The sequence below is a fragment of the Streptomyces sp. NPDC058464 genome, assembly GCF_042721035.1.
In the GTDB taxonomy this organism is placed as follows: domain Bacteria; phylum Actinomycetota; class Actinomycetes; order Streptomycetales; family Streptomycetaceae; genus Streptomyces.
In genome coordinates this window covers 387,446-412,949 of record NZ_JBHXMA010000002.1, presented here as the reverse complement: position 1 = coordinate 412,949, position 25,504 = coordinate 387,446, and the positions used below count along the sequence as shown (strand labels likewise).

The window sequence follows — 25,504 nt, the reverse complement described above, 5'->3', positions numbered from 1 at the left end:
TCGTCACTCGTCGATTCGCTTGTCAGTCGGCCAGGTGGACGTCGAAGAGGTCCTCGGGACCCGGGAGATCCGTGAGGTCGTGCGGGTCCAGGGTCCAGTTCCGGTCCCTGCAGGTGAGTTCGGGCAGTACGCCGCCCCCACCGGACAGCGTGAACGTGCAGAGAGAGTCGATCACGGCGGTGGCGTGTGCCGTCGACCTCATGTTCTCGGTCCCCGGCACGACCGAATCGCCCACGGTCTTGTTCGTCTCGGCATCGACCTTGTAACTCAGTGGCGGTTCGGATGTGCACTGAGCCGTCGCGTCGTTCTGGGACGCCAGTTGGGCAGCGCGCCAGCAGGAATCCGCGACGTCCACGTGGCCGTCGAATATGTCCTGCCACTTGGTCGGGTCGAGGACGTCCTGCACCCACAGGTCGGCGAGTTCGTCACGCGTGTTCATGGCCGCGGCGAGCGCTGCCGCGTCGGCGGCCGTCTGGGCACCGTTCCGGTTCACCGCGGCCTGGCCGACCGCGAGATATGCGAACGCGAGAAAGAGCAGGCCTCCCACTACCGTGATGTAGATGGGGAAGGCCTGCCCTGAATCGCCGTAGCGGCGGACGTGGATCACACGATTTTGTCGATCTGCGCGGTGATTTTGTCGAGGATGTGACTGCCGATACTCGACCCCGTGACCGCCAGTACGATCGCCACCACCACCGCGATGATCCCCAGGTATTCGACCGCGGTCTGTCCCCGGTCGTCGGCACGGCGCTGCATTGCGACAAGCATCCTCAGCATCAGGTCGCTCATGGTGCTCCCCTCCGGGTTCGGTTCCGATCCTCGTAACGTATGACGGAACATACCCATCCGCGGAGGGTCCCAGGACCCAAATCCGGACCCAGTTCACCCGGTTCATCTCAGGCCACCCCCAGCCACTTGGCCGTCGCCTGGGCGCGGGTGGTGGTGTGGAGCTTGGCGAAGATGCGGTTGATGTGGTTCTTGACCGTCTTCTCGCTGATGAAGCAGACGGCGGCGATCTGCTGGTTGTTCATGCCGGACGCGATGAGGTCCATGATCTCCGCCTCTCTGCCGCTCAGTTGAAACCGGGACTGAGATGACTGTCCCACGGATGGTTGCAATTGCGAAAGGTTGTTGGGGGATGATTTATTAGGTAGGGCTCGCAGTTCTGGTCGTGTGTGTGCAGTTGCGTTGCCTCTGACGTGGGCCAGCAACGCGTTCGTCGCCGTCGGGGTGAAGTGCGGGCGGCCGCCGCCCACGTCCCGTACCGCCTGTGTCAGCTGCTGGGTCGTGAACTCGCCGTGGACCAGGTAGCCCCCGGCGCCCAGCCGGACCGCCTCCTGCACGAGGTCCGTCTCGTCGCTGTACGTCAGCATCATGACCGGGGCGACCCGCACCAGGTGGGGCAGGGCCGCCATGCCGTCCACGCCGGGCATGCGGACGTCCAGGAGGATGACGTCGGGACGGTGGTGCAGGGCCGCCTCGTAGGCCGCGCGGCCGTCCTCGGCCTCCGCCACCACCGTGAGGTCGTCCGCGGCGGAGAGGACGGCCGTCAGGCCCGCCCGGATCACCGGGTTGTCGTCGGCCACCAGGACGCGCAGTCCCCGCGGCTCGACGTTCGCGTCGTCGGTCACGTCGTCGGTCACGTCGTTGGTCATGTCAGTGGCACCTCCACTCGGACCTCCGTGCCCTTGTCGGTGGTCAGTTGGATACGGGCGCCCACCGACGCCGCCCGTTCCGTCATGCCGAGCAGGCCGAAGTGGCCGGTACGGCGCAGGTCTTCGAGCGTCGTGTCCGGGGGCAGGCCCCGGCCGTCGTCGTGGATCGTCACCACCAGGTGGGTGGGGGTGGCGGCCGCCCGTACGTCGACCTTCGTCGCCTGCGCGTGGCGGTGCGCGTTCTCCAGGGCCTCCGCCGCGATGCCCAGCAACTGGCGGGCGGTGGGGGGCGGGAGCGGTACCGGGGTGGCAGGGCCGTCGTACCGGGCGGGGAGGGCCGTGCGGGCGGTGAAGCCGGTCGTCAGCGACTCCAGTCGGGACAGTACGTCGGCCTCCGTGTCGGCACGGAGGTCCGTCAGGAGTTCGCGGGATTCCGCCGCCGCCCTGCGCGCCGCCCTCGCCAGCAGCTCCGCCTGCTCCCTGATCAGGGCCGGGTCCAGACGGTCCGGGGGCGCGGCCGCCGACGCGGCGAGGCCGTCGGCGACCAGTGCCACGCCGTACAGCGTCTTGGTCACGGAGTCGTGCATCTCGCGGGCCAGCCGGGCGCGTTCCGCACTCGCCGCCTCCGCCGCTGCGAGGCGGGCCCGGGTCTCGGTCAGGGCCTCGGTGGCGGCGCCGAAGCGGAGCATCAGGTTGCGCAGGGCCGAGCCCATCGCGCCGGTGATGACGCAGAGGCCGGGGAGGAGGAGGGACTCGGCCGGTGCGGAGTGGTGCTTCAGCGTTTCCTGCGCCATCAGGAGGATCAGCGACTGGAGGGAGGCGAAGACCGCCGCTCCGCGCCAGCTGTAGAGGAGGCCGGCGAGGAGCGGGGTGCAGACGCTGACGTACGCGAGGGTGGTGTCGGGGCCCGCGGAGATCAGGAGGAAGGAGCCGAAGAGGGTGTCGGCGGCCAGGAGGGTGGGGTGGCGCAGGAGGAGCGGGCCGAAGCGCTGCCAGTCCCGGAAGAGGACGTACGAGACCATGAACGTGACGACCACGGCCGAGCCGACCAGGCGGGCGCCGAGACCGGGGGTGGCGTTGAGGAGGGCGGCGGGGGTCGCCACGGCGATCATCGCCAGGCGAAAGCCGAAGACCTGGCGGCCCATCGCCTGAAGGGCCCGGATCTCCACCCTCTCGCCGACTCCGGCGGCTGCGACGGCCTCGCCGTCTTCGCCGGCGTCTCCGACGTCCCTGGTAGCCACGGTCCTCACCTCCGCCTACTTCCCCGTGACCGACCCGAAGTCGATCCCCGAGCCCAGCAGCAGGCCCGCGGCCAGCAGCAGCAGCGTCGCCGGGACCATGAACGTGGTGATCATGAGCGTGGCCCTCGGCACCGCCCGGGCCGCCTTGCGGCGGGCGTTCTGGGCGTCGGTGCGGCGCATGTCCTTGGCGAGTGCGACCAGGGTGTCGACGATCGGTGCGCCCAGTTCCTCGCCCTGCTGGAGTGCCGTCACGAACATCGCCACCTGTTCGGAGTCGTTGCGGCGGCGGAGTTCCGCGAAGGCCTGGCGGCGGCTCATGCCGAGGTCCATCTGGCGCAGGGTGATGCGGAGTTCGTCGGCCCAGGGGCCCTCGTAGTGCGTGGCCACCCGGTCCAGGGCCTGGCGGAAGCCGAGGCCGGCGCCGACGACCACCGCGAGGACGTCGAGGAAGTCCGGCAGGGTGCGTTCGATGACGTCCTTGCGGATGCGGATCGCCGACCAGATGCCGACCTCCGTCCAGAACGCGCCGAAGAGGAGGAGCAGGACGGCGACCAGCCACTGGCCGCGGAGGAGGAAGACCACGAAGCCGGTGCCGCCGAGGGCGCCGTAGACGGCGCGGCGGGCCGCGTAGCGGTCGATCGTGAGGCCGCCGGGGTTGCCCGCCAGGTCGATCCTGCGGCGGTACCTGGCCACCTGGCGCGGGCCCATCAGGCGGAGCACGGCGGGGGCGTACCGCATGCCCATGCGGTCGATGAGGGAGTTGGCGGCGCCGGTGCGGGTGGCGCCCACCTCCAGGGCGATCGCCAGGTCGGCGGGGAGCTTGGCGTCGGCGCGGTACATGCGGACGCCCGCGAAGACGCCGTAGACGGCGAGGGCCATGAGGAGGGCCAGGAGGAGTGCCATGTGACATACCACCTCTACCTATACGTCGATGCGGCTGAGGCGGCGGATGAGGACGAAGCCGATGGCATAGAGGCCGAAGGCGATGATGACCGCGGCCTGGCCGAGGCCGGTGCCGGTCATGCGGGCCAGGGTGTCGTCCTTGACCCCGTTCATCAGGAACAGGGCGCCGACGCCGAGCACCGGGACGGCGTACGACGTCATCGTCACCTGGGAGAGCTGGGTGCGGATCTCCCGGCGGGTCTCCTTGCGCTCCTCCAGGGTCTCGGTGAGGTTGCGCAGGGCGGAGACGACCTGGCCGCCCGCCCGGTTGGAGAGGACGAGCGTGGTGACGAGGACGACCAGTTCGCGGGAGGGGAGCCGCTCGGCGAGCTCGCCGAGCGCGTCGTCCATGGAGTGTCCGATCGCCAACTGGTCGGCGACCCGGCCCAGTTCCTCGCCCGCCGGGGCCTCCAGCTCCTCCGCCGCCATGCCGATCGCGGTGCGCAGGGCGAGGCCGGCGTGGGTGGCGTTGGCCAGGATGCGGGACAGTTCGGGGAGTTGGGCGATGAACCGCTCGATGCGTTTCTGCCGCTGCCAGTTGAGGAACTGGACGGCGGCGAAGACGCCGAGCAGGCCGGCGATCGGGCCGAAGAAGGGGGCGAGGGCGGCCTGGCCGATGAGCCAGAGGGCCGCGACGGTGGCGAGCATGTAGGCGAGGAACTCGCCGGGTGTCACGTCCAGGCCGGTTGCCGCCAGGCGGAGTTCCAGGCGGCGGCCGACCGCCGTGCCGCGCAGGCGCCGGTCCAGGTTGCGGAAGCGGCGCCGGCGGCCGGTGAGCGGGGCCTGGCCGGTGTAGGAGAGGCGGTCCACCAGGGCGGCGCGCTGGGCCCTGCCGGAGGCGTAGGTGTGCAGGCCCACCACGGCCAGGAGACAGGCCAGCAGGGTGATGCCGGTGGTGAGGGTGACGAGGTCGTGGAGGGACATGGGCCGCCTACCGGGCTTCTCGGGTGGTGAGCTGGTCGAGGTGCTGGGCCACGCCGAAGGCCTGCGGGATCGGCTGGCTCGCCATGTAGAGGCGGTCGGCGGTGCGGCGTGGCAGCGGGAAGTACTGGAAGGAGCCGTAGACCCGGCCGTCGTGGGTCATGGGCTGGGCGTCGAAGCGGGCCACGGTCGCCAGCCGGTACGGCTCGCTGCCGTGGCTGTCGAGTACGGCGATCTCGGTGATCCGGCGGGCGCCGTCGGCGAACCGGGTGAGCTGGACGATGACCTCGACCGCGCTGTTGATCTGGTCGTGCAGGGCGACGAAGGGGACCTCGACGTCCGACATGGAGGCCAGGGTCTGGAGGCGGGTCAGGGCGTCCTCCGCGCTGTTGGCGTGGACGGTGGCGAGCGAGCCGTCGTGGCCGGTGGACATGGCCTGCAGCATGTCGAGGGACTCGCCGCCGCGGACCTCGCCGACCACGATCCGGTCGGGGCGCATCCGCAGCGAGTTGCGGACCAGGTCGCGGATGGTGACCTGGCCCTTGCCCTCGACGTTCGCCGGGCGGGACTCCAGGCGGACCACGTGGGTCTGCTGGAGCTGGAGTTCGGCGGAGTCCTCGATGGTGATGATGCGTTCGTGGGCCGGGATCAGGCCGGAGAGGGCGTTGAGGAGGGTCGTCTTCCCGGTGCCCGTCGCGCCGGAGACGATGATGTTGAACTTCGCCTGCACCAGGCCCGCCAGCAGGAACACCATGTGCTCGTCGAGCGAGCCGAAGCCGATCAGCTCCTGGAGGGTGAAGGAGCGTGGGAAGCGGCGGATGGTGAGGGTCGGGCCGGTGAGCGAGAGCGGGGGGATGATGACGTTGACGCGTTCGCCGGAGGGGAGGCGGGCGTCGACCATCGGGTTCGACTCGTCGACGCGGCGGTTGACCGTGGAGACGATGCGTTCGATGGTCTGCATCAGCTGGTCCGCCGAGACGAAGCGGAGCGGCAACTGCTCGACGCGGCCGCCGCGTTCGACGAAGATCGCGTCCGGGCCGTTCACCATGATCTCCGTGATCGACGCGTCTTCGAGGAGCGGTTCCAGGATGCCGAGGCCGAGGGCCTCGTCGACGACCCGGCGGATCAGCTGAGAGCGTTCGACGGTCGACAGGACCGGGCCCTCGCGGCTGATGATGTGGCCGAGGACGCGTTCGAGGCGCGCCCGGCGCTCGGCGGCGGCCAGCGCGCTCATCTCCGCGAGGTCGATCTCCTCCAGGAGCTTGGCGCGGTAGGAGGAGACCAGGTGGCCGTCCTCGCCCCGGCTGCCGTTCTCCTCGGGGGAGTTGATGCGTGCCCGCAGGCTCATGGTGCCGTACTCCTCGTTCAGTGGTCGACGGGCATCGTGGCGGACTTGGTGGCGTTGCCGAGGTCCCAGACGATCTTGGGGATGTGGACCGTGGCGGTGACGGTGACCGAGTCGCCGCCGCCGGAGGAGGCGCAGCTCACGTCGATCCCGCTGCTGACCGCGGACGAGCAGGCGGCGCCGACGTCCTCCTCCAGCGAGGCCGCGCGGGCCCCCGCCCGGGCCGCCGTCCCGGCCTGCTCGGCGGCGTAGGCGACGGCGCCGAGCTGGATGCCGGCCAGCCCGACGAGGAGCAGGATCGGAAGGAAGCCGAGGTACTCGATGGCGACCTGGCCGCGGTCGCGGGGGTGACGAGGGCGAGGGGGGTGCATCTCAGCGCTTCACCTCCTCCACGGTGCCGGCGTGGCCGTGCACGGTGACGGGGAAGTCGATCGAGCCGGGGAACAGGACCGGGACGCGCAGGGAGACGTCCGCGGTCACCGTGCCGGTGCCGCCGCACTGGTCCACCGTGGCTCCCTCCCGCCAGGCCCCGGAGAGGTCCTCCAGCGCGGCGCTCTGGCAGACGCCGAAGCGTTCCCCCCGGGGTACGGCCGTGCCCGCCCGTACGCCCTCGTCGGCAGCGTTCCCCGCGAGGGTGAAGGCGTACCCCACGAGGACGGCCTGCCACATGAGCACCAGGGTGAGGATGATGACCGGGGTCATGCCGAGGAGTTCTATGGAGACCTGTCCGCGGTCGCCCGGTCGTGGGTCGGGTGCTGCGCCGTCGTGGCTGGTCGCGCAGTTCCCACCGGCCCTGAAGGGGCGCTGAGCGCCCCCCAGGGGCGCGGGGAACTGCGCGCTCGGCCCCCACCGGCCCGCACCCGGCCCACGCCCTCTCACGGCAGCTCCTTCCGCCGCCGGAACCCCACCGCCGCCCGCTCCCCGCCCCGGGCCCGTGCCCCGGACCGGCGTGGTGGTGGTGCCCCCTCCCCCGACCGGACCAGCCCCAGCTCCCCCGCCAGCCCCCACAACGCCTGCTTCACCGTGCTCCGCGAGTCCAGTTCGTGCATCCGGCCCGCGTCCACCGCCCCTTGCAGCTCCTTGAAGTTCGCCGGGATCGGGGTGCCCGCCAGCGCGGTCCCGGTGATCCGTTGGATCAGCGCCGGCTGGATCTCCGTACCGCGCGTGTACCGGTTGACGACCACCGTCGTCTCCTCGGCCTTGCGGATCTGCAGCCGGTCCCACATCCGCACCGTCCGCTTCGCCGCCCGTACGGCGACCACGTCCGGCGTGGTGACCAGCAGGGCGAGGTCCGCGGTCTCGACGGCCGCCGCACCCGCCCCGCCGAGCTGTGCGCCGCAGTCGACGACCACCACCTCGTAGCGGGAGCGCAGGGCGCTGAGGATCTGGCGGGCGGCACGGTCGGTGACCTCCTCGCCGCGTTCGCCCTCGGCGGGTGCGAGGAGCAGGGCGAGCCCGGAGTCGTGGCGGAAGACGGCCTCGGCCATGACGCGCGGGGAGATGTCGTTGACCGCGGCGAGGTCGGCGACCGAGCGGCGGAACTGGACGTCCAGGTAGGAGGCGACGTCCCCGGTCTGGAGGTCGAGGTCGACGAGGGCGGTGGAGTGGCCGGAGGCCTGCGCGGCGAGGGCGATCTGGACCGCGACGAGGGTCGCGCCGGTCCCGCCCTTCGCTCCGCTGACGGTGACGACGGTGCCGCCGACGCCGGCGAACACGTCGGCGCCGTGGCCGAGATGGCGTCGTACGCCCGTGGACCACTGGGCGACGGCCTGGACCCGGCCGGCCAGCTCCTCGTAGCTCAGCGGGAGCCCGACCAGGCCGCGGGCGCCGGAGTCCATCGCGGCGGCGAACAGGCCGGGGCTGGTGTCGGTGGTGACGAGGACGACGCCGACGGCCGGGAAGCGCAGGGCCACCTCGCGGATGAGTTCCAACGCCGGGACGGGGCCGATGCGTTCGTGGACGACGACGACCTCGGGGAGTTCGTCGACGGACTCGGCGGCGGCCCGGGCGAGGGTGTCGACGAGCCCGGTGGAGTCCACGACCGGGGCCAGCGGCTCGGCGTCCGGGAGCTGGCTGAGCAGGGAGACCAGGGAGCGGACGGCGTCCGGGTCACCGACGGCGGGGAGGATCCTGATGGGCATGGAGGGCGCCTCTCACTTGTCCGTCGCGAGTTCGTAGGTACGGTCCTTGTCCGGCACGGTGGTCGTCGTGCCGGGGGCGACCAGGGCGAGCCGGACCCGCTGGGCGAAGGACTCCGCGTAGGTGAGGCGCTGGGCGTCGAGCGTGGACAGCGCGAAGGTGATGGGGACGGCGTCGCTGGGCTGCGAGTTCCGGTTGTCCGGGTCCACGTAGCTGAGCTGGGCGCCGACGTCCAGGACCCGGGCGTCGGTCACGATGATCTTCGACTCGTCGGGGTCGCTCTGCTGCTTGCCCTCGAAGGTGGCGTAGACGTTGACCCGCGAGCCCGGGGTGATCTTGCCGGCCACCCCGGTGGCCGCGTCGATCATGATGGCGACCTCCTGCTCGCCCGGCTTCAGCTCGGGCTGGTCGACGATCATGTCGGTCTGGAGCAGCGAGCCCTTCTTGAGCGTGGTGACCGCGATCTTGCCCTGGATCTGGCTGAGGCTGGTGACCGCGTTGGCGGACAGCCACCGCTCGGGCAGCGAGATCTTCTTGAACTGGCTCGCGCTCAGCGTGGTGTACGGCGTGACGTCGGACCGGAGTTCGTACGCGGTGACCTTGGGGCCGACCTCGGACTTCGCGTTGTCGATGACGGAGAGCACGCCGGCGAACGCGGCGAGCGCGCAGAGCACCGACAGGATCAGGAGTATCACGCCGCGGCGCTGACGGGAGTTCATGGACCGTGCGACCTCATCGGGGAAGCGGGGGAAGTGGGGGAACCGAGCGGTGGGGGAACCGAGCGAGGGTGGGAGCTACGGGTCAGGCGGGCGTCCGCTGTTCCAGCGCGCGGGGCGGCGGCGGGTCGTAGCCGGGCGGGGTGGCGGAGCAGAAGACGCAGCGGTCGCCGATGACGTCGATGCCGCACCAGTGGCAGCTGGTCTGCCGTACCGAGGTGACCAGTTGGTAGAGGACCGACAGGTCGGCGAGGTAGCTGGTGAACTCGATCATCCGGCCGGTGCCCCACCACACGGACGACTCGGCGGGCAGCGGGGTCTCGCGCAGGCCGTGGGCGCCCCAGGCCTTGGCGAGGCCGCCGATCCAGTCGGACTGCAGCTGTCCCCTGGCGACCAGCATCCAGGTGCTGAATTCCGGGCCGCTGAGCACGGCGTCGGGGGCGATCCGGACCAGTTGCGGCTCGGGGTGCGCGACGATCCCGAACTGGGTGCCGGGCATCCAGGACTTGGCGTGCGCCTTGAGACCGACCGGGACGCGGTCCAGCTTGGCGACGGAGCCGAGGACGGCGCCGGAGTGGATGTAGTGGGTGAGCAGCCGGCCGGCGGAGGCGAGCACGCCGGGGCTGAGGTCGCAGGAGGCCAGCTGGCGCAGCTGCCGGGCCAGGACGGCGACGCCGAGCGGCGGCAGGCCGGGGCGGAACAGCGCGATCCGGTCGCTCTCCAGGAGGGAGCGAAGGGTGTGCAGGCGCCGGACCACGGGCTCCGGTACGGCGTCCGAGTACAGGACGACCACATGTCCGTGCTGCTCGATGAGGGCCACGAACTCGGCGAGGGTCTGTTCGAGCGGGCGCCGGTCGAGGTCCCGGAGCACGACCGCGGGCATGGTCCGCTCGTCCTGGACCGGCAGCGCCATGTCGGCACTGGTCACGGCAATGGCAGTTGGCACGCGCAGCTCCCCGCTCTTCACACCCGGCGGCCCACCGGTGTTACTCCAATGAGCCGGGACGACTTCATTGCGTGACTTCCTCAGCACTGTAACCACGCGCCTGTGACCGGAGAACAGCGTTTGTGTAGCTGTCTGGGATCCGTGACCGCACAAGTGACGGCAAATCGGGACAGGTTGAGCATATGACCGGGGCTTGTTCAGCCCCGCGGGGACTTCCGCCGACCTTTGAATTTGGTCTGGACCTATTGACACGCGAATTGGTCTGGACCACCTTGATTGTCATGCCCAGACTCATCCCCCAACTCGTGTCCCGGCATTCCGGACAGCGACGCATCCGCACCTGGTCGGCCGTGGCCACCCTCGCCACGGCACTCGCGATGGCGGGCCTGGCCTCCGCGCCGGCCTCCGCCGCCGACGTCAACAACGCGAAGAACCCCGGCTTCGAGTCGGGCCTGTCCAACTGGACCTGTTCCGCGAGCAGCGGTACGACGGTCTCCTCCCCCGTCCACTCCGGCGCCGCCGCGCTGAAGGCGACCCCGGCCGGGCAGGACTACGCCCAGTGCAGCCAGACGGTGGCGGTCAAGGCCAACTCGACCTACACGCTCAGCGCGTGGGTGCAGGGCTCCTACACCTACCTCGGGGTGACCGGCACCGGCACCACCGACGTGTCGACCTGGACCCCGAACACCACCTGGACCCAGCTGTCGACGACCTTCACCACCGGCGCCTCGACCACCTCGGTGACGGTCTGGACGCACGGCTGGTACGGCCAGCCCGCCTACTACGCCGACGACTTCTCGGTCTACGGCCCCGACGGCGGTGGCGGCTCCGACCCGGCCCCGACCGTCCCGGCCACCCCCACCGGCCTCGCGGTCTCCGGTACGACGTCGTCCTCCGTGTCCCTGTCCTGGAGCGCGGTGTCGGGCGCGACCGGCTACAACGTCTACCAGAACGGCACCAAGGTCACGGCGGTCACCGGCGCCTCGGCCACGATCACCGGGCTCGCGGCCTCGACGTCGTACTCCTTCCAGGTCACCGCGACCAACTCGGCGGGTGAGTCGGCGAAGTCGACGGCGGTGACGGCGACGACGACCGCGTCCGGCGGCAACGGCGGCGGCTCGCTGCCCAAGCATGCGGTGACGGGCTACTGGCAGAACTTCAACAACGGCGCCACCGTCCAGAAGATCTCGGACGTGCCGTCCTCGTACGACATCATCGCCGTCGCCTTCGCGGACGCGACCAGCACACCGGGCGCGGTGAGCTTCACCCTCGACTCCGCCGGGCTCGGCGGGTACACGGTCGACCAGTTCAAGGCCGACATCCAGGCCAAGAAGGCGGCCGGCAAGAAGGTCATCATCTCGATCGGCGGCCAGAACGGCACGATCTCGGTGAGCGACTCGGCGTCCGCGACGAACTTCGCCAACTCCGTCTATTCGCTGATGCAGACGTACGGCTTCGACGGCGTCGACATCGACCTGGAGAACGGCATCAACGCCACCTACATGAGCCAGGCGCTGCGCTCGCTGTCGTCGAAGGCGGGCTCCTCGCTGATCATCACGATGGCCCCGCAGACGATCGACATGCAGTCGACGTCCAACGGGTACTTCCAGACGGCTCTGAACGTCAAGGACATCCTCACGGTCGTCAACATGCAGTACTACAACAGCGGTTCGATGCTGGGCTGCGACGGCAAGGTGTACAGCCAGGGCTCGGTGGACTTCCTCACCGCGCTGGCCTGCATCCAGCTCCAGGGCGGTCTGTCGCCGTCCCAGGTGGGCCTCGGCCTGCCGGCGTCGACCAGCGCGGCGGGCAGCGGCTACGTCTCGCCGACCGTGGTCAACAACGCCCTCGACTGCCTGACCAAGCTGACCAACTGCGGCTCCTTCAAGCCGTCGACGGCCTACCCCGACCTGCGGGGCGCGATGACCTGGTCGACGAACTGGGACGCGGCGGCCGGCAACGCGTGGTCGTCCTCGGTGGGCGCCCACGTGCACGCGCTGCCGTAACGACAGGTGAGTGGACTCCGGCGGCTGGGCAGGCCGCCGGAGTCCGGGCTGTGGGGCGCTACGGCTGTCGCCGACCGCAGCCGTCGCACCCGCAGGTACCGAGCTCGAACCACACGGTCTTGCCCGGCCCGTCCTGGTGGCAGCCCCAGCGCCGGGCAAGCGCATCCACCAGGTACATCCCTCTGCCGCCCTCCGCGAGGCCCGCGTCCAGCACCCGCGGCGGGCGGCGGTCCTCGTCGGCGACCTCGCAGCGCAGCACCCCGTGCGAGGCCGCCAGGGTGAGCCGGAACCGGGTCGCCGCATGGCACAGCGCGTTCGCGGCCAGCTCGCCGACCAGCAGCTCGCACACGTACGCCACCTCGTCCTGGTCCGCGAGTCCCCATTCCTCCAGCTGCCGCCGTACCGCCGCGCGCGCCTCGCGGGCCGCCGTCGGACGGGGGTCGTACTCGACCCTCAGATGGCCGGCCCGGGTCGGCGGCTGCGGGTACGCGGCATACAGGGGGTAGGGATCCGGGAAGCGGCTCCCGGAGGGCTGCAGCATGCCTCCCAGCGTGCCCGGACCCGGCTCCCCGCGCACGGGGAGGAATACCTGATCCCGTACCCGCGTATGCGCCGCCGCGGGGGTACGCGCGTACGGCATCTCGCTCACGCGTACTGGACGCGGATCTTCGCCCCGTCCCCCGCCGCCCCGTCCCGGACATCGACGTACGAGCACACCTGGCGCGTGAACCACAGCCCCTGCCCCGGCTCCGGTGCACCGCCGGGCGGCGGCACGAAGCCGGCCAGCGGATCCCCCACCGCCCGGCACAGCCGCAGCTCGCAGACGCAGGCCGGGGCCTCGCCCCAGGCGAGGACCTCGACCACCGGCCCGTGCGCGGCGGCCGCCGCCTCGACGGCACGGCCGAACCGCCCGGCGTCCACGGCCGGCAGCCCGCGCCCGGCGGCCCAGGCCCGGACCGCCTCCGGTGCGGGCAGCCGGGCCGCCGACTGCGGCGGCGGGGCCAGCGGTACGGCGTCCAGCTCGCGCACCAGGACGGGCGGCTGCTCGTACACCCCGCTGCCCGGGTGGGCCCTGCGGGCCGCGTCGACGACGGCCGGGCCCGCCGTCCGGGTGTCGTACGCGCACAGGGCGGTGGTGGCGAAGGGGGCGAACAGGAGGTTGGCGAGGGACTCGTAGCGGATCCACTCGGCGCTCTCCCGCGCCGAACGGCCCGCGCGCCCGCCCCAGTCAGGCTCCATGAGGAGGTGCACACGGCCGCCGGGCCCCGCGTTCGCCGCGAGGTAACCGGCGCCCTGGGCCACGGCGTTGGCGGCCGTGCCGGTGTACCAGTCGGCGTGGTCGATGAAGCCGACGTCCCGGGCGTCGGCGCCGAGCGCGTCGCGCAGGGCGGCCAGCAGGCCGGGGGCGGCGATGGCGACGGGCGGGGGCTCGCCGGGGGCGGCCAGGCCCTCGGCGAGGAAGGGCAGGGCGGCGGCGACGAACGCGTCGTCCGAGCCGAACACGGCCATCCGGTGGTCGAACTGCCCCTGGGCGGCGGGGCGCGCGCCCGTACTGGTACTCATCGGGTCTCCTGTGCGTCAGCGCCGGGCGGTCACCCAGGCGGCGATCTGGCTGCGGTTGCTGAAGCCGAGCTTGCCGAGGATGCGTTCCACATGGCCCTCGGCGGTACGGCGGGCGATGACCAGGCGGTCGGCGATCTGCTGGTTGCCCAGCCCCTCGGCGACGAGCTCGGCGACCTCGGTCTCGCGACGGGTGAGCCGGACGGGCGTCGTCCGCAACTCGGGTGGGTGGGGCGGGGGTTGCGGTTCCTCACCGAGGGCGTACGCCAGCACGTCCGCCAGGCCGAGCGTCCCGCCCCGGCCGTACGCCCGCTCGTACTCCCCCGGCCCCAGGGCCGCCCGGGCGTGGCTCTCGCAGTCACGGCGGGCCGAGTTGAGGGCGGCGGAGCCCCAGCGGTCGCGGTCGATGCCGGACCAGACGCGGTCGGCGCCGCCGAGCAGCACGGCGGTGCGCTCGGCCGCGCCGAGGCCGTCGGCGATCCGCGCCAGCAGGTCGAGGGTGAGCCCGATGCCGATGACGTCGTGGACCTCGCGTTTGCGGCGCAGCGCCTCGCGGGCGCGGGGCTCGGCGCGGCGCCAGTCGGCGCGGACGGCGTGCGCGAGGGCGAGGATGCGCAGGACGTAGGAGCGGACCCAGTCCTCGCCGTGCGCCTCGCACAGGCCGAGGGCGCGCTCGCAGACGGCGGTGGCCCGCTCGGCCTGCCCCAGGAAGGCGTACGCGCAGGCCAGTTCGACCAGGTCCAGGCCGTGCAGGCTGAGGTGCTGGCCGGGCACGGGGCCCCGGGCGACGGTGGTCTCGTAGTGGGCGCGGGCGGCGCCGAGGTCGTCGGCGAAGAGCTGGACGACGCCGATCACGTAGTCGGCGTGCGCGGCCTCCGCCGGGTCGCCGAGCCGCTCGGCGAGAGCACGGGCCTCGCGGGCGCGGCGCAGGCCCCGGGTGAGGTCCTCGGGGCTGCCGGCGAGCAGGGCGGAGACCCAGAGGGCGCGGGCGCGGCCGGCGGTCGGGGCGGGGTTGGCGTCGAGGGCGCGGTCGAGCCAGTAGCGGCCCTCGCGCGGGGCGCCGCAGGCGTGCCAGTAGAACCAGAGGGTGCCCGCGAGCCGCAGGCCGGCACCGGCCTCGCCGGGGGTGGTGAGGCTGAAGTCGAGGGCGGCGCGCAGGCTGTCCCGGTCGGCGCGGAGCCGGGCGACGATCTCCCGCTGGCCGGGCCCGAACCAGGCGGCCTCGGAGGCGTCGGCGTGGAGCTGGACGTGGTCCCGGTGCCGCCGCCGGGCGGCTTCCTCCGCGCCGGGCCGCTCCCGGAGCCGGTCGAGGCCGTAGTGGCGGAGGGTGTCCAGGAGGCGGTAGCGGGCGCCGCCGCCGTCCGGGTCCTCCTCCCGGACGAGCACGGACTTGTCGACGAGCCCGGCGACGGCGTCCAGGACGTCGGGCGGACGGCTCCCCGGCTCGCCCCCGTCCTCTTCGCGCGGGCCGGGTTCGTGGCACACCGCCTCGGCCGTCTCCGGGTCGAGGCACACCGCCTCGGCGGTCTCCAGGTCGAAGCTGCCTTGCAGTACGGACAGCCGGGCCCATGCCGACTGCTCCCGTGCCGTGCAGAGTTCATGGCTCCAGTCGACGGCCGCGCGGAGCGTCCGGTGGCGGGGCAGGGCCGCCGGGCTGCCGGCGGTGAGGAGGCGGTAGCGGTCGTCGAGGCGGGCGAGGAGCTGGTCGAGGCCGAGGACGCGCATCCGGACGGCGGCGAGCTCGATGGCGAGCGGGAGCCCGTCGAGGCGGCGGCACAGGCGGGCCACGGCGGCGCGGTTGGCGGGGGTGAGCCGGAAGCCGGGGAGCACGGCGGCGGCGCGGTCGGCGAAGAGGGCGAGGGCCGGCTGGGACTCGGCGGCGCAGAGGTCGCCGTCCGGGTCGGGGACCGGCAACGGCCGTACCTCCATGAGGTGTTCCTCGGTGAGGCCGAGGCGGTGCCGGCTGGTGGCGAGGATGCGGACGCCGGTCGTACCGCGCAGCAGCGCCGCGGCGAGGGCGGCGCAGGCGGCGAGCAGATGCTCGCAGTTGTCGACGACGAGGAGCAGGCGCCGCTCGCGGAGCCGCTCCACCAGCGCGTCCAGGGGCGGCCGGTCGGAGTGGTCGTACAGGCCGAGGGCGTCGGCGACGGCCAGCGGGACGAGCACCGGGTCGTGCAGGCCGGCGAGGGCGACGTAGCGGACGCCGTCCGGGAAGGCGCGTTCGACGCGGGCCGCGACCTGGGCGGCGAGCCGGGTCTTGCCGACCCCGCCGGGGCCGGTGAACGTGACGAGGCGGGCCTTGGCCAACAGCTCGCGGCCCGCGGCCTGTTCGTCTCTCCGGTCGACGAAGCTGGTCGTCTCGACCGGCAGATGGCAGCCCCCACGCGGCGCCGATCCGCCCATGATCAGCCAGCCCTCCTCTTGGCCGTCCGACCACGGTCCCCCGGCGGACCGGGAGAACGCACACGGACGTCACGCGGGTGGGTGCACTTCGGCGGGGGCCACTTGCGGCGGCGGGTACGCGCGTACACTGCGCGGCCGATTCACGCGGCCGATTCACGCGGCCGATTCACGCGGCCGATTCACGCGGCCGATTCACGCGGCCGATTCGCGCGCCCAAATCCACGCGGCCAATTTTACCGTCTTGACCTGTCCATGCCATTCCCTGGACGATGAGCGGCACTCGCACAGCCATCGCACAGGTACGTAGGTACGTCGCACTGAACCACCCCCACCTCCCCAGGAGACTTCATGCGACTTCGCATACGCGGCTCCGGTGCCCGCACCGGCAGACGGACCGCCGCACTCGGCGCCCTGCTCGCCCTCACCCTCACGGCCCCCGTGTCGGCGACGGCGACCCACGCGACCGCCGACAGTGCCCGACCGTCCGCCCCGTCGGCGGACGACGTCCGGCAGTACGAGATCCACCAGAGCACCACCCCGGTGACCCGCGCCGCCATCCAGCAGGCCGGCGTCTCCGTGGACGAGGCCGACGAGGAGACGGTGGTCGTCTCCGGGCGGCCCGCGCAGATCGCCGCGCTGAAGCGCCTCGGCTACGACGTCACGCCGCTCGGCGCGGCCCCGGACCGGTCGTCCGCCGCCGACCAGCTGCGCCTGTTCGACTTCCCGACGGCCGACTCGAAGTACCACAACTACGCCGAGGCGAACGCCGAGATCGACCAGCGGCTCGCCGCCTACCCCTCGATCATGAGCAAGCAGGTGATCGGCAAGTCGTACCAGGGCCGGGACATCGTCGCGATCAAGGTCAGCGACAACGTGGCGACGGACGAGAACGAGCCCGAGGTCCTCCTCACCTTCCACCAGCACGCGCGCGAACACCTGACGGTGGAGATGGCGCTGTACCTGCTGCGCGAACTCGGCGCCGGATACGGATCGGACTCCCGGGTCACGAACATCGTCAACAGCCGGGAGATCTGGATCGTCCCCGATCTCAACCCCGACGGCGGCGAGTACGACATCGCCACCGGCTCCTACCGGTCGTGGCGCAAGAACCGGCAGCCCAACTCCGGTTCGTCGTACGTGGGTACGGACCTGAACCGGAACTGGAACTACAAGTGGGGCTGCTGCGGCGGCTCCTCGGGCTCCACGTCCTCGGAGACCTACCGGGGCGCGGCCGCCGAGTCGGCGCCGGAGGTGAAGGTGGTCGCCGACTTCGTGCGCAGCCGGGTCGTCGGCGGCAAGCAGCAGATCAAGGCCGGGATCGACTTCCACACGTACAGCGAGCTGGTGCTGTGGCCGTTCGGCTACACGACCGCCGACACGGCCACCGGGATGACCGCGGACGACGCCGCCGCGTTCAAGGCGGTCGGGCAGAAGATGGCGGCGAGCAACGGCTACACGCCGGAGCAGTCGAGCGACCTGTACATCACCGACGGCTCGATCGACGACTATCTTTGGGGCTCCCAGAAGATCTTCGACTACACCTTCGAGATGTACCCGACGTCCAGTTCCGGGGGCGGCTTCTACCCGCCCGACGAGGTGATCGAGCGGGAGACCTCCCGGAACCGGGACGCGGTGTTCCAACTGCTGGAGAACGCGGACTGCATGTACCGGTCGATCGGGAAGGAAGCGCAGTACTGCAGCTAGCCGACCGGGACCCCGACGGGTGAGCCCCTCCGGCGGTGGGGCAGCCACCGGGGCCGGAGCGGCTCGGCCGTGGACGGGACGGGGCTACTCCTTGCGGAGGGCCTTGCCCTTGTCCACGGCCCCGTCGTCGGCCTTGTCGTCGGCTTCGGCCTTGTCGTCGGCTTCGGCCTTGTCGTCGGCTTCGACTTCGGCTACGGCTACGTCCGCGGCCTCGTCCTTCTCTTCCGTGCCGTCGTCGAAGTACGCGTCGAGGACCTCGTCCAGCTGGTCCTCCCACTCCTTGAAGCGGGAGCGGGACGTGGCCTCGATCTCGATCGGGTACCAGCGGCGGTCCGGGGTGTGGACGGTGATCGTGAAGCGCTTGCCGAAGCGCGGGGCCTCGGTCTCGATCGCGCCGATCTCGTCCCAGCGGAACTCGCACTTCTCCTCGTCGAGGCTGAGGCGCACGCCCTGGTGGTCGGCCACTATCCGGGCACGGCGGTCGGCGGCCTCGAAGGCGGGCCCCTCGGGGGTCTCCTCGTCGCCCGCGGCGCCGTCGGCGTCCTCGTCCGCCGTGGCCTCGCCCTCGGCCGCGGCCGCCGGTTCGGCCGCCTCCTGCACGTCCTCGGCCTCCTCGGCCGCCTCCGGCCGGGCGTCCTCCGGCTTCGCGTCCGCCGGCTCGGCGGGCGCGGGTCCGGTGAGCCCGGGGATGAAGGCCGGGTCGAATCCGGCGCCCTCCAGGGGCTGGCTGTTGGCTCCTATGCGCTGCTCCACAGCGGGCAGTATGGTCCAAGAACCTGTGCCGGACACAGCCAGCCCCGGACTTCGTTATCAGACGCCTACACGAAGACGCCGAGACGCCCTACACGAACACACTCAGCACACCCGCCACCCCGAACCCCGCCACCGACAACACCGTCTCCAGCACGGTCCACGTCCTCAGGGTGTCCCGCTCGCTGATGCCGAAGTACTTGGCCACCATCCAGAATCCACCGTCGTTGACGTGCGAGGCGAAGATCGAACCCGCCGAGATGGCCATGATGACGAGGGCCACGAAGGCCTGGGAGTGGTGGCCCTCGGTGAGGAGCGGGGCGACGATGCCGGCCGTCGTCACGATCGCCACCGTCGCCGAGCCCTGGGCGACCCGCAGGACCACCGAGATCAGGTACGACAGGACGATCACCGGGAGGCCGACGCCGTTGAAGGTGTCGGAGAGGGCCTGGGCTACCCCGCTCGCCTTCAGTACGGCGCCGAAGATCCCGCCCGCGCCGACCACCAGCAGGATGTTGCCGACCGGCTTGAGGGACGCCGTCGACACGGTCTCCAGGGACTTGCGGGACCAGCCCCGCCGGATGCCGAGCAGGTAGTAGGCGAGGACCAGGGCGATGGTGAGGGCGACCATCGGCGTCCCGAAGAACTCGAGGACCGAGCGGCCGGTGGAGGGGTCCAGGGCGATGGAGGAGAAGGTCGCGGCGAGGATGAGGACGAGGGGCGTGCCGATGATGGCCAGGACCGTCGCGAGCGGGACCGGCTTCTCCTGGGGCGCCACCCCGGCCGCCCGCTGCTCCGCCAGCACCGCCTGCCTGGCCTCCTCGGCCGCCTCGACCATGTCCTGCGGTACGGCGACGAAGATCCGCCGGCCGATCCACGCCGAGTACGCCCACGCGGCCAGTACCGCCGGGATGCCGCAGACGACGCCCATGAGGATGACCCAGCCAAGCTGGACGTGCAGCAGCGCGGCGGCGGCCACCGGGCCGGGGTGCGGCGGCAGGAAGGCGTGGGTCATGGAGAGGCCGGCGAGGAGGGGGAGGCAGTAGAGGAGGATCGACTTGCCGCCCCGCTTGGCCGCCGCGTAGACGAGCGGGGCCAGGACGAAGATGCCGACGTCGAAGAAGACGGGGATGCCGAAGATCAGGCCGGTGAGGCCCATGGCGAGCGGGGCCCGCTTCTCCCCGAAGAGGTTGAGGAGACGGGTCGCCAACACCTCCGCGCCGCCACTGACTTCGAGGATCGCGCCGAGCATGGTGCCGAGGCCGATGATGATCGCGACGTGGCCGAGGATGCCGCCCATGCCGGACTCGACGGTGGAGACGGCGTCCGAGCGCTGGACGGTGCCGAAGAGTTCGGTGACCGAGAGCCCGGCCAGCAGGCCGACGGCTATGGAGACGGCGAGGAGGGCCACGAAGGGCTGCAGCCGGACCTTGATGATCAGGAAGAGCAGAAGGGCGATGCCGATGGCGGCGACGGTGAGGAGTCCGGCGGTGCCGTCGAGGAGGAGGAGCAGGCCTCCGGTGTGGGGCGGGGTGGTGGGGGCGGGGGCGGACGCGGCGAGCGGTAGGGACATGTGGGGGTCCTCTGCGTAAGTTCATGAGGCTTTCGGGCAGGGGGCATCGCGGTACGGCACCCGGGCGGGCGCCGTACCGTGACAGACGTACGGTGTGCGGGAGTTGGTGGGGGGCGGCGGCCTCAGCCGAGGACGGCGAGGGCGTCGATCTCGATGAGGAGGCCGGCGGGCAGACCGACGTACACGGTCGTGCGGGCGGCGGGCGGCGCGGTGAGCGCCTGCTCCTCGAAGTACGTGTTGTAGATGCCGTTCATCTCGGCGAAGTGGTCCACGTCCGTGAGATAGACGCGGATCATCATGACGTCGTCCCAGGAGGCGCCGCCCTCTTCGAGGATCGCCTTGACGTTGGCGAGGGTCTGGAGGGTCTGCTCGCGCAGGGTGGGGCCGGCCGGGGTCGGGGGCCTGCCCTCCTCGGCGGGCAGGAAGCCGACCTGGCCGGCGACCTGGAGGATGTTGCCCTTCCGGACGCCGTGCGAGAACTTGGCGGGCGGGGTGGTGTGGGTCGTGGGGGTGAGGGCGGTCTTCTCGGTCATCTGGTGCCGGCTTCCTTGATCGGGGTTCTGCCTGAGTACTCGCCGCTGATCGCGTCCGCCGTACGGCGCACCTGCGGGAGCAGGGTGAGGAGTTCGTCGGCGGTGACGACGACGTTGGGCGCGGAGACCGACATCGCGGCGACGACCCGCCCGTCGGCGCCGCGGATCGGTGCGGCCACGCAGTTGATGGACTCCTCGTGGCCGCCGAGGTCGGTGGCCCAGCCCTGTTCGCGCACCTTGGCCAGTTCCCTGAGGAACGCCTCCGCGTTCGGCGTCGAACGGGCCGTGTACATCGGGTAGTCGAGCTTGTCGGCGAGGGCCCGCCGTTCGGGCTCGGGCAGGTCGGCGAGGAGCAGCTTGGCGACGGCGGCGACGGTGATGGCGACGGGCTTGCCGATCCGTGAGTACATGCGCACCGGGTAGCGGCTCTCGACCTTGTCGATGTAGAGGACCTCGCCCTCCTCGAACACGGCGAGGTGCACGGTGTGTCCGCAGGCCGCGTTGAGGCGGGCCAGGTGGGGGTGGGCGATCTCGCGGACGTCGAGGTTCTCCATCGCCTCCTGGGCGAGGGCGAAGAGGCGGGCGCCGAGGCGGTAGCGCTGGTCGGACTGGCGGTAGACCAGGCCGTGTTCGTGGAGGGTGCGCAGCAGCCGCAGTGCGGTCGACTTGTGCACACCGAGGCGGTCGGCGACCTGGCCGAGGTCGGCGGGGCCCTCGGCGAGCAGGGGCAGGATGCTGAGCGCTCGGTCGACGGTCTGGCTCATGGGGTGCGTTCCTCCTCTTCGGCCGCGTCGGCTTGCGTCCAGCCGGGGCCGAGTCGAAGTCTCTCCCACCCGCTGTCGTCGAGGGCGGTCAGGCGGTCGGTGGTGTCGCGGGCGGGGGGCGGGGCGAGGTCGGCGGGGGTGGTGAGGGCGGCGGCGGCGAAGAGGTGGCCGAGCCGGAGCGTCCGCGGGAGCGGCAGGCCGCGCAGGATGCCGGAGAGGAAACCGGCGGCGAAGGCGTCACCGGCGCCGACGGGGGCCACGACGTCGACGGTGGGGGCGGGTTCGAAGGTGACGGTGGGCCGGGGCCGGGGGGTGGGGCCGCTTACCGGCGCCGGCCGGGTGCCGCCCGCGCCCACCCGTGCCGCCCCAGCGGCACGACTGCCCGCGGCTGAGAAGGGGGGCCGGCCGTGGCGCCCCGTCAGGGGCGCAGGGCTGCATTTGATTTGCGGCTGCCGCCGCGTGGGCGCGACCAGCCACAACCAGCCCGCGGCCGAAACGAAAGCCGTCGCCCCCCGGGCGCCTTGCTTCACCACCAGCGCCTCCGGCTCCGGCAGCAACTCCCGGACCGCCGGCGGCCCTCCCGTCACCCCCCACGCCTGCTCCGCCTCGTCCTCCCCCACGAAGACGACATCGGCCCGCCGCGCCAGCTCCAGCAGGACGGACGGGCCGTCGCCCGAACCCCACAGCCCCGCCCGATAGTTCACGTCGAACGACACCAGGGGCCGCTCCCCGCCAGCAGCCGTCAGTTCCCGCAGCAGCCCCAGGCACCCCTCCGACAGCGCCGCCGTGATCCCCGACAGGTGCAGGACCCGGCCCGCGCGCACCGCGCCGGCGTCCACGTTCGCCACCGACATCGCGGAGGCGGCCGACCCCGCCCGGTAGTACGCGACCTCGTGCGCTTCCGTCGCCCGGTCCCCCGCCGTGCGGAAGTACACACCCGTAGGGCGCACCGGATCGCGTCCGACGGACGAGACGTCGACGCCGTACGACGCGACGGTCTCCACCAGGTGGTCGCCGAACCCGTCCGTGCCGATCCGGCTGACCCACCGCACGGCGTGCCCGGCGGCGGCCAGCGCGCACGCCACGTTGGACTCGGCGCCGCCGATCGCGCGATCGAAGGACGGCACGTCCGCGAGGCGCCCCGGCCGGGTGGGCAGGAACGTGACCATGGACTCGCCGAGCGCGACGACGTCCACGGTGGCAACGGCGCCGGTGGCCTTCACGATGGTCGTGGCTCCTCGTCGTCGGGGAAGGGTCGCCGCGGGCTCCATTGACCCGGCGTTGGCGTGGATGTTAGACAGCGGTAAGCGATATACGCAATGTACGTTGCACAGCATGCAACCGAACTGATCAGGGAGGCTCCGTGTCCCTCGACACCGGTACCGAAGCGCTCGCCCGGCTCGCGGAGGAACGCGTCGACCACCGTTTCAAGGGCCTCCCGCCGGACGCCGAGGGCCTGACCGTGGGCGAACTGGCCGCCCAGCGCCGCAACCTGTTCTCCGGCGGCTTCGCGACCCCGGTGCTGGCCCTCTCCGCCGAGCGCCTGGAGCACAATCTCGCGCTCATGGGGACGTACACCGAACGGCACGGCCTGGCCTTCGCCCCGCACGGCAAGACCTCGATGGCCCCGCAGCTCTTCCGCCGGCAGACCGAGCGCGGGGCGTGGGGCATCACCCTCGCCGTGCCGCACCAGGTGCGGGTGGCGCGGGCGTTCGGCACCCGGCGGGTCTTCCTCGCGAACGAGCTCGTGGACGCGGCGGCGCTGCGCTGGATCGCCGCCGAGCTGGAGCGCGACGCGGACTTCCGGTTCGTCTGCTACGTCGACTCCGTGCGCGGGGTCGAGCTGATGGACGCGGCGCTGCGGCCGACGGGGGCCTCGCGCCCCGTGGACGTCGTCGTCGAGCTCGCCGCCGGGGAGGGCGCCCGTACCGGTGTCCGCACGGAGGCGGAGTGCGCGGCGGTCGCGGACGCGGTGGCCGGGGCGAAGACCCTGCGGCTGGTCGGGGTGGCCGGGTACGAGGGGGAGGTCCCGCAGGCCGACCCGGACCGGGTGCACGCCTATCTGCGCCGGCTGGTCGCCCTCGCCGTCGAGTTCGACAAGGCGGGCCGGTTCGCGGGGCTGACGGAGATCGTCGTGAGCGCCGGCGGCAGCGCCTGGTTCGACGCGGTCGCGGACGTCTTCGCCGGGATCCCCGAACTGTCCGCCCCCGTACTGAAGTTGCTCCGCTCGGGCGCCTACGTCTCGCACGACGACGGCCGCTACCGCGAGGTCACCCCCTTCAACCGCGTCCCCGAGGAGGGCGCCCTGGAGCCGGCCTTCCGGCTCTGGGCGCAGATCGTCTCCCGCCCCTCCCCGGAGCAGGCCTTCGCCAACGCGGGCAAGCGGGACGCGGCCTACGACCTCGACCTCCCCGTCGCCCAGGTGGTCCGCCGGGCGGGCACGGAGCGCCCGGCGACCGGGGTCTCGGTCACCGGCCTGTCCGACCAGCACGCCTGGCTGCACACCGGCCCGGAGGCGGACCTGGAGGTCGGGGACTGGGTGGGCCTCGGCCTCTCCCACCCGTGCACGTCGTTCGACAAGTGGCAGCTGATCCCGGTCGCCGAGGCGGACGGCACGGTCGTCGACTACATCCGCACCTACTTCTAGTTCTGGGGAGCCCGCCGTGGAGGACCTGGTCATCCGGGACGCCGACGTCGTGGACGGCAGCGGCGCGCCGTCCTACCGCGCGGACGTCGTCGTCGACGGCGGCCGGATCGTGTCGATCGTCAAGGAGGCCGCGGCGGCGGGCTGCCAGCGCCCGCGCGCGGTGCGCGAACTGGACGCGGAGGGCCTGGTCCTCTCCCCCGGCTTCATCGACATGCACGCCCACAGCGACCTGGCCCTGCTGCGCGACCCCGACCACAGCGCCAAGGCCGCACAGGGGGTGACCCTGGAGGTGCTGGGCCAGGACGGGCTGTCGTACGCCCCGGTCGACGACCGCACGCTGGCGGAGGTCCGCCGGGCGATCACCGGCTGGAACGGCTCCGGCGACGACATCGACTTCGACTGGCGGTCGGTGGGCGAGTACCTGGACCGCCTCGACCGCGGCATCGCCGTCAACGCGGCCTATCTCATCCCGCAGGGCACGGTCCGCGCGCTCGCCGTCGGCTGGGAGGACCGCGCGGCCACCCCGGCCGAACTGGACCACATGCGCCGGCTGGTGGCGGAGGGCATGGCACAGGGCGCGGTCGGCCTGTCCTCCGGCCTCACCTACACCCCCGGCATGTACGCGCCGGACGCCGAACTGACCGAACTGTGCCGGGTGGTGGCGGAGTACGGCGGCTACTACTGCCCGCACCACCGCTCCTACGGCGCGGGCGCCCTGGAGGCGTACGCGGAGATGGTCGACCTCGCCCGAGAAGCGGACTGCTCCCTCCACCTCGCCCACGCCACCATGAACTTCGGCGTGAACAAGGGCCGGGCCCCCGAGCTGCTCGCCCTCCTCGACGAGGCCCTCGCCGCCGGCGCCGACATCACCCTCGACACCTACCCCTACACCCCCGGCAGCACGACCCTCGCGGCGATGCTGCCGAGCTGGGCGAACGAGGGCGGCCCGGCGGCGGCCCTCGCCCGTCTGACGGACGACGGGACATCCGAACGCATCCGCCACCACCTGGAGGCCGTCGGGTCCGACGGCTGCCACGGCGTCCCCATCGAGTGGGACACGATCGAGATCTCGGGCGTGACCGACCCGGCCCTCACGGACTTCGTCGGCCGCACGGTCCAGGAGTCGGCGGACGCCCGCGGGGAGTCCCCCTGGACGACGGCCCGCCACCTCCTCGTCACCGACCGCCTGGGCACCACGATCCTCCAGCACGTGGGCCACGAGGAGAACGTCCGCACGATCATGCGCCACCGGGTCCACACCGGCGGCTCGGACGGCATCCTCCAGGGCACGAAACCCCACCCCCGCGCCTACGGCACGTTCCCGCACTACCTCGGCCACTACGTGCGGGAGCTGGGCGTCCTCACCCTGGAGGAGTGCGTCGCCCACCTCACGTCCCGCCCCGCGGCCCGGCTCCGCCTGCCGGACCGCGGCCTCGTACGCGAGGGCTACCGAGCGGACGTCGTCCTCTTCGACCCTCTGACGGTGGCGGCAGGCTCGACGTTCGAGAACCCGCGCCGGCTGCCGACGGGCATCCCGCACGTCCTGATCAACGGCCGCTTCGTGATCGAGAACGGCCGCAGAACGGACGAGCTGGCGGGACGTGCCATCCGACGTGCACCCCAGTGCTTTTAGGGGCGCGGGGAACTGCGCGACCAGCC

At 72.2% G+C, this 25,504-nt stretch carries 24 protein-coding genes; 4 read left to right on the top strand and 20 right to left on the bottom strand.

Features of this window, described 5'->3' with window-relative positions; all coding sequences use genetic code 11:
• Positions 1–22: 22 nt before the first annotated feature.
• From ACFWPQ_RS04870 to ACFWPQ_RS04815, 12 genes are all read right to left on the bottom strand, one after another.
• A complete protein-coding gene (locus tag ACFWPQ_RS04870; protein WP_384030102.1) occupies positions 23–604 on the bottom strand; it encodes a pilus assembly protein TadG-related protein in 582 nt (193 codons plus the stop codon).
• Complete coding sequence (locus ACFWPQ_RS04865; protein WP_384029963.1) at positions 604–789, bottom strand: hypothetical protein; 186 nt, start codon at positions 787–789, stop codon at positions 604–606. The genes ACFWPQ_RS04870 and ACFWPQ_RS04865 overlap by 1 nt, the downstream gene beginning before the upstream one ends.
• A 107-nt stretch (positions 790–896) precedes the next feature.
• Positions 897–1,655 (bottom strand): response regulator, encoded by a 759-nt coding sequence (locus tag ACFWPQ_RS04860; RefSeq protein ID WP_384029961.1) that lies wholly within the window; start codon positions 1,653–1,655, stop codon positions 897–899.
• Positions 1,652–2,896, bottom strand: coding sequence for a sensor histidine kinase (locus ACFWPQ_RS04855; protein WP_384029958.1), 1,245 nt, complete (start codon positions 2,894–2,896; stop codon positions 1,652–1,654). Before ACFWPQ_RS04855 ends, ACFWPQ_RS04860 begins: the two co-directional genes overlap by 4 nt.
• A 15-nt stretch (positions 2,897–2,911) precedes the next feature.
• Positions 2,912–3,799 (bottom strand): DUF5936 domain-containing protein, encoded by an 888-nt coding sequence (locus ACFWPQ_RS04850; RefSeq protein ID WP_384029956.1) that lies wholly within the window; start codon positions 3,797–3,799, stop codon positions 2,912–2,914.
• 18 nt (positions 3,800–3,817) lie between these two features.
• The gene (locus ACFWPQ_RS04845) at positions 3,818–4,762 is read right to left on the bottom strand and encodes a type II secretion system F family protein (protein WP_384029954.1); all 945 of its coding nucleotides are present in this window, start codon (positions 4,760–4,762) and stop codon (positions 3,818–3,820) included.
• Between the two features lie 7 nt (positions 4,763–4,769).
• Positions 4,770–6,107 (bottom strand): CpaF family protein, encoded by a 1,338-nt coding sequence (locus ACFWPQ_RS04840; RefSeq protein ID WP_384029952.1) that lies wholly within the window; start codon positions 6,105–6,107, stop codon positions 4,770–4,772.
• A gap of 17 nt (positions 6,108–6,124) precedes the next feature.
• On the bottom strand, positions 6,125–6,475 hold the full coding sequence (locus ACFWPQ_RS04835; protein WP_384029950.1) for a TadE/TadG family type IV pilus assembly protein: 351 nt from the start codon (positions 6,473–6,475) through the stop codon (positions 6,125–6,127).
• Position 6,476: 1 nt separating this feature from the next.
• On the bottom strand, positions 6,477–6,806 hold the full coding sequence (locus ACFWPQ_RS04830) for a pilus assembly protein (protein WP_384029948.1): 330 nt from the start codon (positions 6,804–6,806) through the stop codon (positions 6,477–6,479).
• Positions 6,807–6,979: 173 nt separating this feature from the next.
• The gene (locus ACFWPQ_RS04825; RefSeq protein WP_384029946.1) at positions 6,980–8,245 is read right to left on the bottom strand and encodes a CpaE family protein; all 1,266 of its coding nucleotides are present in this window, start codon (positions 8,243–8,245) and stop codon (positions 6,980–6,982) included.
• Positions 8,246–8,257: 12 nt separating this feature from the next.
• Positions 8,258–8,962 (bottom strand): Flp pilus assembly protein CpaB, encoded by a 705-nt coding sequence (cpaB, locus tag ACFWPQ_RS04820; protein ID WP_384029944.1) that lies wholly within the window; start codon positions 8,960–8,962, stop codon positions 8,258–8,260.
• An 82-nt stretch (positions 8,963–9,044) separates the two neighbouring features.
• Entirely contained in the window at positions 9,045–9,872 is an 828-nt protein-coding gene (locus ACFWPQ_RS04815; RefSeq protein WP_384030100.1) for a hypothetical protein, read from the bottom strand.
• 314 nt (positions 9,873–10,186) lie between these two features.
• Here ACFWPQ_RS04815 and ACFWPQ_RS04810 point away from each other — a divergent pair, with 314 nt between their 5' ends.
• Positions 10,187–11,911 (top strand): chitinase, encoded by a 1,725-nt coding sequence (locus tag ACFWPQ_RS04810; protein WP_384029942.1) that lies wholly within the window; start codon positions 10,187–10,189, stop codon positions 11,909–11,911.
• Positions 11,912–11,969: 58 nt separating this feature from the next.
• Here the strand turns inward: ACFWPQ_RS04810 and ACFWPQ_RS04805 are convergent, their stop codons facing one another.
• From ACFWPQ_RS04805 to ACFWPQ_RS04795, 3 genes are all read right to left on the bottom strand, one after another.
• Positions 11,970–12,452 (bottom strand): ATP-binding protein, encoded by a 483-nt coding sequence (locus tag ACFWPQ_RS04805; RefSeq protein ID WP_384029940.1) that lies wholly within the window; start codon positions 12,450–12,452, stop codon positions 11,970–11,972.
• A gap of 104 nt (positions 12,453–12,556) precedes the next feature.
• A complete protein-coding gene (locus ACFWPQ_RS04800; protein WP_384029938.1) occupies positions 12,557–13,474 on the bottom strand; it encodes an anti-sigma factor RsbA family regulatory protein in 918 nt (305 codons plus the stop codon).
• A 15-nt stretch (positions 13,475–13,489) separates the two neighbouring features.
• On the bottom strand, positions 13,490–15,874 hold the full coding sequence (locus tag ACFWPQ_RS04795) for an ATP-binding protein (RefSeq protein WP_384029936.1): 2,385 nt from the start codon (positions 15,872–15,874) through the stop codon (positions 13,490–13,492).
• A 348-nt stretch (positions 15,875–16,222) separates the two neighbouring features.
• Here ACFWPQ_RS04795 and ACFWPQ_RS04790 point away from each other — a divergent pair, with 348 nt between their 5' ends.
• Positions 16,223–17,578 carry a M14 family metallopeptidase gene (locus tag ACFWPQ_RS04790; RefSeq protein ID WP_384029934.1) on the top strand — a complete coding sequence of 452 codons (1,356 nt, stop codon included), beginning with the start codon at positions 16,223–16,225 and terminating at the stop codon, positions 17,576–17,578.
• A gap of 84 nt (positions 17,579–17,662) precedes the next feature.
• Here ACFWPQ_RS04790 and ACFWPQ_RS04785 read toward each other — a convergent pair whose 3' ends face one another.
• From ACFWPQ_RS04785 to ACFWPQ_RS04765, 5 genes are all read right to left on the bottom strand, one after another.
• Positions 17,663–18,331 carry a hypothetical protein gene (locus tag ACFWPQ_RS04785; protein WP_384029932.1) on the bottom strand — a complete coding sequence of 223 codons (669 nt, stop codon included), beginning with the start codon at positions 18,329–18,331 and terminating at the stop codon, positions 17,663–17,665.
• Positions 18,332–18,419: 88 nt separating this feature from the next.
• Positions 18,420–19,901 carry a GntP family permease gene (locus tag ACFWPQ_RS04780; protein WP_384029930.1) on the bottom strand — a complete coding sequence of 494 codons (1,482 nt, stop codon included), beginning with the start codon at positions 19,899–19,901 and terminating at the stop codon, positions 18,420–18,422.
• A gap of 122 nt (positions 19,902–20,023) precedes the next feature.
• Positions 20,024–20,434, bottom strand: coding sequence for a RidA family protein (locus ACFWPQ_RS04775; RefSeq protein WP_362597993.1), 411 nt, complete (start codon positions 20,432–20,434; stop codon positions 20,024–20,026).
• Positions 20,431–21,198, bottom strand: a complete 768-nt coding sequence (locus ACFWPQ_RS04770) for an IclR family transcriptional regulator (RefSeq protein ID WP_384029928.1) — start codon at positions 21,196–21,198, stop codon at positions 20,431–20,433. Before ACFWPQ_RS04770 ends, ACFWPQ_RS04775 begins: the two co-directional genes overlap by 4 nt.
• A complete protein-coding gene (locus ACFWPQ_RS04765) occupies positions 21,195–22,367 on the bottom strand; it encodes a sugar kinase (protein WP_384030098.1) in 1,173 nt (390 codons plus the stop codon). Before ACFWPQ_RS04765 ends, ACFWPQ_RS04770 begins: the two co-directional genes overlap by 4 nt.
• A 194-nt stretch (positions 22,368–22,561) precedes the next feature.
• Between ACFWPQ_RS04765 and ACFWPQ_RS04760 the strand changes: the two genes are divergently transcribed.
• On the top strand, positions 22,562–23,845 hold the full coding sequence (locus ACFWPQ_RS04760; RefSeq protein ID WP_384029926.1) for an amino acid deaminase: 1,284 nt from the start codon (positions 22,562–22,564) through the stop codon (positions 23,843–23,845).
• A 16-nt stretch (positions 23,846–23,861) separates the two neighbouring features.
• A complete protein-coding gene (locus ACFWPQ_RS04755) occupies positions 23,862–25,478 on the top strand; it encodes an amidohydrolase family protein (RefSeq protein WP_384029924.1) in 1,617 nt (538 codons plus the stop codon).
• The last annotated feature ends 26 nt before the right edge of the window (positions 25,479–25,504 follow it).